Raw genomic sequence first — 8,401 nt, forward strand, 5'->3', positions numbered from 1 at the left:
ATGCTCTATCGTTTGAAATTAGTCCATCGACTGGTGCTGCTCACCGCGCCTCTGGCCATGCTGCTGCTGGCGGGCGGCGCCGCCTATACCGTTGACCGGCGCCATACGGCCAGCCAGCTGCAACAGGATGTGACGCTGGCGGACAACGTGGTGCTGATTGGGGGCTTGATCCATGCGCTGCAAAGCGAGCGCGGCCTCAGCAACGGTTATCTGAACACCTCGGCGCCCATGCCGGACGCGCTGCGCCAGCGGCGCGCGGAAGCCTCGGCGCTGCTGGACCAGCTGCGCCGACAGCCCGGCGATGGACTGAAGCCCCGGCTGCGCGACTTCATCGACAATAGCGTGCCCGCCGCGGACCATCTGGACCGCCTGCGCGCGAGCGTCAATATCCGCCGCATCGCCCCGCTGGAAATGTTCGCCGCGTATTCGACGATGATAGAGCAGCTGTCGGGCGTGGTGGCGCTGTTCGACGCGCAAAGCGAGGACATCCGGGCCAGCGTGCAGCAATGGTCGGCGCTGCAGTGCCAAAGCGAGTACACCGCCCGGACCCGCGGCCTGGTCAACGGCGTGCTGTCGTCGGGCCGCATGACGGTGGCCGACCTCCGCCGGGTCAGCGGGGTAGTGTCGCAGGAAGCCCTGTGCGAACAGCTGTATCTGCAGCATGGCGGCAATCCCTCCGCCCTGGCCCAGGCATTGCAGTCCACGCGCGGCTTCGAAGCCATGCGCGAGGCGCTGCTGGAACGCGAGCCCGGCGCGCTGGAGCCGCGGCTCTCTCCAGCCGTCTGGTTCAAGGCGGCCAGCGCGCGGCTCGACGCCTTGTATGGCTTGCAACGGCAATTGCTGGGCGATATTCGCCAGCGCGCGGCCGAGCAGGCCGAGCAGGCCCGGCGCCAAGGCTGGCTGGCGCTGGCCGGCTTGCTGGCCTTGCTGCTGCCGATAGGCGCATCCATCCTGCTGGCCCGCGACGTCATCCGCACGCTGGGCGCGGAGCCCGACGACGTCGCGCAGGGCATGCGCGAGCTGGCCGACGGCAGGCTGGCCTTCACCCTGCCGCTGGCCAAACGCGATACGCGCAGCCTCGCCGCCCATATCCGCAAGATGGGCGAAAAACTGTCGACCGTGATTCTGCAGGTTCAGTCCGACGCCGACGCGGTGGCCAACGCTTCGCTGCAGCTGAACAACGCCTCCCAGAGCCTGTCCGCCAGCGCCTGCGACACCTCGGCCAGCATCGAGCAAACCTGCGTGACGGTAAACGAAGTCAGCCGCCAGATGTTCCACATGGCCGATCAGGCGAGCCACACCGGCGATATCGCCAATGAGGCCGCCAACCAGGCCGATGCCGGCAACCGCGTAGTCGACAAAGCGATACAGGCGATGCACCGCATCGCCCTGCGCACCGAAATCATCGACGACATCGCCTACCAGACCAATCTGCTGGCGCTGAACGCCGCCATCGAGGCCGCGCGCGCCGGGGAAGTGGGAAAAGGCTTCGCCGTGGTTGCCGACGAAGTGCGCAAGCTGGCGATACGCAGCCAGAGCGCCGCCAAGGAAATCAGCCAGGTGGCCGCGCACAGCGTGCAGCTGGCGGAAAGCGCCGGCGCCAGCCTGAGCGCCATCGTCGCCTCCAGCCGCGAAACCCGGGAGCTGGTGGAAGGCATCTCCCGGGACGCGTCAGCCCAGGCCCGCCAGGTCGGCAACATCACCTCGATGATGCAAGGCCTGAGCCATCTGTCGCAGGACAACGCCGCCACCAGCGAAGAGCTGTCGGCGGCTGCGCATGAAACCGCCCAGCGCGCCGACAGCCTGCGCCGGCAGATGGAGTATTTCCAGCAGCCGCCGCCAAGCTGAAACCCGCGCCGACTCGGACAGGATGCAACCGCCCCACATGGTCTCCCAGCAATGAAGCCGACGCCGCCGGATACAACGCAACCCCAGCCGCGCGCCATCACCCCGGCCCGCCGCTGGCTGGCCGCCATGCTCTGGTCCGCCTGGACCGCGGCGGCGATGGCGGCGGAGCCCGTCATCATCCATTACCCGGCCTTTCCCCAGGGATCGGAAACCCGTTTCCAGCCTTATCTCGACCTGCTGCTCGAAGCCGTCGAGCACACCAACGCCAAGTACGGCCCCGCCACGCTGCGCCCCTCCGCCAGGCTGATGAACGAAGCCCGCTATCTGCAGGAGTTGCAACAGGGCAATCTCGACGTGATCTGGAGCTCCACCACCGAAGAGCGCGAACGGCAAATGCTTGCCGTGCGCATCCCGCTGGACAAGGGCCTGCTCGGCTACCGGATCGCGCTGATCCCGGCCGACCGCCAGGCGGCCGTCGCCGGCGTGCGCGACCTGGCCGGCCTGCGCCGCCTGCGCGTGGGCCAGGGGCTGGGCTGGGGAGACGTCCAGCTCTATCGCTACAACGGCATCAAGGTGACCGAAGCCGGCTACGAGCAACTGTTCTCCATGCTGGACAAAAAACGCTTCGACCTGTTTCCGCGCGGCATCGGCGAGATCTTCCCCGAATTCGACAGCCGCGCGCCCCTCTATCCGGGCCTGGCCGTGGATAAGACGCTGCTGCTCTACTACCCCTGGCCCTATTACTTTTTCTTCAACCGCGAACACGGCGCCGAGCTGGCCAAACGGATAGAGGAAGGCTTGCGCCTGATGCTAAAGGACGGCTCCTACGACAGGTTTTTCCAACAGCATTACGGCGCGGCGATACGGCGCGCCGAGCTGGACAACCGGACGCTGATCCGGCTGGAAAATCCGATGCTGCCGAAAGACACGCCGCGGGACGACGCCAGGCTGTGGTACCGGCCGGGCCGCTGACAACGCGGGCGCGCCCCCAGCCGTTTGGCCTCGCGCGCCGCGCGGAATCCCCCATCCGAAATGAATCCTTTCGCATCAATCACTTAGCAAAACAATGCGTGCCGCCTTGGCGAAACAGAAGCCGAGTGGTGATTTTGCTGCGCCGCAAAATCTTGCCAACCCAGGCGAAACCCGCTAAATTCGTGGGCTCTAGAAGCGCGCGGGTGTAGCTCAATGGTAGAGCAGAAGCTTCCCAAGCTTACGACGAGGGTTCGATTCCCTTCACCCGCTCCACAAGCTTCCCGCATCTCCCAGACAACTCCATGCATGGCCTCTCCGAGCGATCCCGATGAAATTGAACTCCGGCCGGCTGTGGCTAAGAATCGCGACCTACGGCACCCTGGCCGTGGTCCTGCTGTTGGTATTGATCCGCGCGTTGATCTACTGGCAATTCGACGAAGCTGCCGTGCGCAGCAGCCTGACCCACGCCCTGCAAGACACCGGGCGCAGCGTCCGCATCGACGGCCGCATCACGCCCCAGGTTTTCCCGTCCCCCGGCATTGAAATAGAAAAGCTCAGCGTCAGCGAGCCCGGCAAGCCCGACGCCTTCGCCCGCGTGGAAATGCTGCGCGTGTCTCTGGCCTGGCTGCCGCTGTTGCTGGGCAACCGCGAAGTCAAGGCGCTGGACCTGTACGGCCCCAGCGCCGGCGTCAGCCGCGGCCTGGACGGCCAGCTGAACATCGCCGACCTGTTCCAGCGCCGCCGCCAGGACAGCTACGTCCTCAAGCTGGACCGGTTGACCATGCGCGAAGGCACGCTGCTGCTGTCCGACCAGCTCACCCACACCGACAAGCGCCTGGCCAACATCAGCCTGGACGCCGACAATCTGCGCGGCACCGCCGACGTCAGTTTCGGCGCCATCCTGGACGACGACAAGCGTCCGGTGCGGCTGGCGCTGACCACCCCGCTGGCGATACAGGACGACCAGGTCAGCCTGCCCGAGCTGGAGGCGGTGGCGATCAGCACCATCCCGGGCCTCGGCGAAACCAAGTTGACCGTCGCCGGCCAGTACAAGCTCAACTTCGCGTCGCTGCAGGCCACCGGCAGCGACGTCACCGTCAGCTTCACCAGCGAGCGCCCCAGCAGCGAAGTCAAGCTGACCCTGCCGCAGATCAACGCCAGCCTGCGCGAGCTGACCATGCCGTCCGGCACGCTCAGCGCCAAGCTCAGCTACGCCCGCAGCCAATACCAGCTGCAGGCGGCGCTGGACAACCTGAAACTGAGCGAGAGCGGCCTCTACGCCGACAAGCTGGACGGCGAGTTCAACTGGCTGGCCGGCTCCAGCAAGGTCAACGTCAAGCTGAACGCGCCGCTGTCGCTGGCCGGCATGAACCAGCTGCTGATGCAGCCGCTGAAGCTGACCAGCACCATCACCACGCCGGCGCTGCCGCGCGGCCGCCTGGTGGCCAGCATGGAGGGCGCGCTGGACGGCGACATCGACGAGCCGCGCTTCAATCTGCGCGTCGCCGGCAAACTGGACGGCTCCGACGTGTCGGCCACGCTGAGCCAGTACGGCCTGATCAAGCCGCGCCACGAGGCGATGCTGTCCATCGGCAAGCTGGACCTGAACCGCTACCTGCCCGAAACCCAGGGCGATCCGGTGGCCATTTTCCAGAACACCAACGAAATCCCGCTGGACTGGCTGGACTTCTTCGACCTGAACGGCAAGGTGGCGATAGGCGAGCTGGCGATGGGCCGCTTCCGCATCAACCACATCACCAGCAATGTGCGCATCAATCCGCGCGCGCTGGAGCTGGACCAGATGTCCGCCGACATCTACGATGGCCGCCTGCAGGGCGACGCCTCGCTGAGCCGGCGCGACGTGCCGCACCTGCAAGTGAAGCAGACGCTGCAGGGCATGAAGATCCGCCCGCTGCTGGCGGACCTGTTCAACTTCAACCGCCTGGACGGCAAGGGCAACGGCAAGATCGACATCAACGCCGACGGCAAGTCCTTCGCCGAGCTGCGCAACACGCTCAACGGCGACGCTTCCTTCAGCCTGAACAACGGCGCGCTGACCGGCATCGACCTAGTGGCCGCGCTGAAGAACCTGCCGGCCGAGCTCAAAGAGTGGAACGCCGCCGCGCAAAACGACCAGAAGACCACCTTCTCCACGCTGTCCACCAGTTTCAAGCTGGACAGCGGCGTGGCGCGCAGCCAGGACCTGAAGCTGGCTTCCCAGCTGGTCAACGTCAACGGCGGCGGCAAGGTGGATCTGAAGCAGAGCATCGTCGACTACACGATGGACGTGCAGGCCAATCCGCAGGAGTTCGTCCGGCTGAAAGGCGTCAACGTGCCGCTGAAGATCACCGGCCCGCTGAACGCCCCGGTGTACGCGCTGGACTTCAACGCGCTGGTCAAGGGCAAGAAGACCGAAGGCGAAAAACAGCAGGCGCTGAAACAGCAGCTGCAGAAGCAGATCACCACCATCCTGCCCTGAGCCCCGGGCGCAAACAAAAAGCCCCGGCTTCCCCGGGGCTTTTTGCTGCCGGCGCGTCCAGCGCCGGAACCTCTACTGCCGCGCTCAATCGCCCTGCAGTATCCGGGACTCCGCCAGCGCCAGCTGCTCCGGCGTGCCCAGCAGCACCATCACGTCGTCGGGGGAGATTTCGAAGCTGTCGTCGAAATCGGTGCGGCGCACGCGGTTGCGGCGGATCGCCTTCAACTCCACGCCCAGGCCGGCCAGGCCCAGCGCGCCCAGCGGCTGGCCGATGGCCGCTGCGCCGCCGCACACCTGCACGCTCAGCAAGCGGGGCACCTGCGACTCCTCCAGGCTCTCGGTTTCGTCGCTGCTGCCGCGGAAAAAGCCGCGGAACAGGTCGTAGCGCTCCTCCCGCACCGCGCGGATGCGCCGCAGCACGCGGCTGGGCGGCACGCCCGCCTCCAGCAGCGCCTGCGAGGCCAGCATCAGGCTGCCTTCCATCACCTCCGCCACCACCTCGTCGGCGCCGGCCTGGCGGAGCACGTCCATCTCGCTGTCGTCTATCGTGCGCACGATCACCGGCAGCTCCGGCCTGGCCTCGCGCACCGTGTGCAGGATGCGCAGCGCGGCGTGGGTGTCGGCGAAGGTCACCACCACCACCTTGGCCCGCATCAGGCCGGCGGCGAGCAGCACCTCTTTCTTGCCGGCGTCGCCGAACACCACCGGATCGCCGGCCTCGCCCGCCTCGCGCACCCGCTCCGGATCCATGTCCAGCGCGAAGGTATTGATCTTCTCGGCCTCCAGCAGCCGCGCCAGCGCCTGGCCGCTGCGGCCGTAGCCGCAGATCAGCACGTGGTCGTCCTTGCTCATGCTCGCCACCAGCATCTGGTGCAGGTCGAGCGACTGCAGCATCCAGTCCTGCTTGATCAGCCGGCGGGTGATGCGCTCGCCGTGCATGATCAGGAAAGGCGCCGCCAGCATCGAGATCAGGATGGCGGCGATGGCCGCCTGGGCCATCGGCGCGGCCACCAGGTTCAGGTTCAACGCCAGCGACAGCAGCACGAAGCCGAACTCGCCGCCCTGCGCCAGCGCCAGCGCCGAACGCATCGCGTCGTTGGAGCGGTGGCCGAGCAGCCTGCCCAGGCCGAACACCACCGCCAGTTTCAGCGGCAGCAGCAAGGCCAGCAGCAGCAGCACGTCGCCGAAGCGGCCGAACAATACCGACAGCTCCAGTTTCATGCCTACGGTGATGAAGAAAAAGCCCAGCAGGATGTCGCGGAAAGGCTTGATGTCCTCTTCCACCTGGTAGCGGTATTCGGTTTCGGAGATCAGCATGCCGGCGACGAAGGCGCCCAGCGCCAGGCTGAGGCCGGAGAGCTCGGTCATCCAGGCGATGCCCAGCGTCACCAGCAGCACGTTGATCATGAACAATTCGCCGGAGCGCTGCCGCGCCACCAGGTGGAACCACGGCCGCACCAGTCGCTGGCCGAAGAACAGCAACAGCGCCAGCACCACCAGCACCTTGCCGCCGGCCTTGGCCAGGTCCAGCCACAGCGTGTCGCTGCCGCCGGCGAAGGCCGGCAGCATGATCAGCAGCGGCACCACGGCGATGTCCTGGAACAGCAGCACGCCTATCGCCAGCTGGCCGTGCGGCAGGTTCAGCTCCAGCCGTTCCGCCAGCAACTTGCTGACGATGGCGGTGGACGACATCGCCAATGCGCCGCCGACGGCGAAACCTGTCAACGGACTGCCTGTCAGATAGGCGATGGCCATCGCCACCAGCAGCATGGTCAGCGCCACCTGGGCGAAGCCGACGCCGAACACCAGCTGCCGCATCGCCCTCAGCCTGGGCAGGGAAAACTCCAGGCCGATGGTGAACATCATGAACACGATGCCGATTTCGCCGAGGAAGGCGGTTTCCTTGCCCTGCGGGATCAGGTTCATCACCCCCGGGCCGGTCAGGAAGCCCACCACCAGGTAGCCGAGCATGGCCGGCACCTTCAGGCTTCGGCACAAGGTGACCACCAGCACGGCGGCCAACAGGACAAGGACGATGGGGGCCATGGAATGCATCGGCGGTCGGGGCTCCAGGATACGATTGGCAACGGAAAACACGACCGCCAAGCAAAACTTGCACCAGCACCCGCGTCAATCGATTATAACCTTTGATATACTTTTGCCTTATGGAAAAAAATCACACCAGCCGGCTGGAAACGGCGCGCGAAGTGCTGCATGAAGAAGCGGCCGCGCTGAACACGCTGGCCGAACGCCTGAACGGCGACTTCCTGGACGCTGTGGAGGCCATCCTGTCCTGCGAGGGCCGCGTGATCGTCACCGGCATGGGCAAGTCGGGCCACGTGGGGCGCAAGATCGCCGCCACGCTGGCCAGCACCGGCACGCCGGCCTTCTTCGTGCATCCGGCCGAAGCCGCCCACGGCGACCTGGGCATGATCACCGGCGACGACGTGGTGATCGCGCTGTCCAACTCCGGCGAGTCGGCCGAAGTGGTGTCGCTGCTGCCGGCGCTGAAGCTGAAGGGCGGCAAGCTGATCGCGGTGACCGGTCGGTCCGAATCCACGCTGTCCCAGGCCGCTGACATCCTGCTGCACACGCATGTCGAGCGCGAAGCCTGTCCGCTGAACCTGGCCCCCACCACCAGCACCACCGCGCAGATGGCGCTGGGCGACGCGCTGGCCGTCACGCTGATGGAGGCGCGCGGCTTCGGCCAGAGCGATTTCGCGCTGTCCCACCCGGGCGGCAGCCTGGGCCGGCGCCTGCTGGTGCACGTGAAGGACCTGATGCACGCCGGCGAAGATCTGCCGCGGGTGGCGCCGGGCACGCTGCTGAAGGACGCGCTGCTGGAAATGTCGCAGAAGCGGCTGGGCATGGTCACGGTCAGCGAAGCCGACGGCACGCTCCACGGCATCTACACCGACGGCGACCTGCGCCGCACGCTGGAAAAGGGCGTGGACGTCTACCGCCTGAAGATAGACGAGGTGATGGGCCGCAAGCCGCGGTCCATCCAGCCGGACAAGCTGGCGGCCGAAGCCGGCTTCCTGATGAAACAACATCAGATCACCAGCCTGGTGGTCGTCGACGCCCAGGGCAAGCTGGCCGGCG

Annotated in this window: 5 protein-coding genes and 1 tRNA gene; 5 read left to right on the forward strand and 1 reads right to left on the reverse strand. The window is 66.5% G+C overall.

The window, feature by feature from the left end; translation table 11 throughout:
* From ACY3GB_RS07165 to ACY3GB_RS07180, 4 genes are all read left to right on the forward strand, one after another.
* Positions 1–1,848 (forward strand): methyl-accepting chemotaxis protein, encoded by a 1,848-nt coding sequence (locus ACY3GB_RS07165; RefSeq protein WP_463088152.1) that lies wholly within the window; start codon positions 1–3, stop codon positions 1,846–1,848.
* 126 nt (positions 1,849–1,974) lie between these two features.
* Entirely contained in the window at positions 1,975–2,820 is an 846-nt protein-coding gene (locus tag ACY3GB_RS07170) for a substrate-binding periplasmic protein (protein ID WP_463088153.1), read from the forward strand.
* Between the two features lie 199 nt (positions 2,821–3,019).
* A tRNA-Gly gene (locus tag ACY3GB_RS07175) sits at positions 3,020–3,093 on the forward strand.
* Positions 3,094–3,148: 55 nt separating this feature from the next.
* Positions 3,149–5,299, forward strand: coding sequence for an AsmA family protein (locus tag ACY3GB_RS07180; RefSeq protein WP_463088154.1), 2,151 nt, complete (start codon positions 3,149–3,151; stop codon positions 5,297–5,299).
* A gap of 84 nt (positions 5,300–5,383) precedes the next feature.
* Here the strand turns inward: ACY3GB_RS07180 and ACY3GB_RS07185 are convergent, their stop codons facing one another.
* Positions 5,384–7,354, reverse strand: a complete 1,971-nt coding sequence (locus tag ACY3GB_RS07185; RefSeq protein ID WP_463088155.1) for a cation:proton antiporter — start codon at positions 7,352–7,354, stop codon at positions 5,384–5,386.
* A gap of 110 nt (positions 7,355–7,464) precedes the next feature.
* On the opposite strand from ACY3GB_RS07185, the gene ACY3GB_RS07190 reads away from it, so the two are divergent.
* Positions 7,465–8,401, forward strand: a 937-nt coding sequence (locus ACY3GB_RS07190; protein WP_463088156.1) for a KpsF/GutQ family sugar-phosphate isomerase, incomplete at its 3' end; no start/stop codon positions are given.

Source organism: Chromobacterium sp. Ag138, from assembly GCF_055181315.1.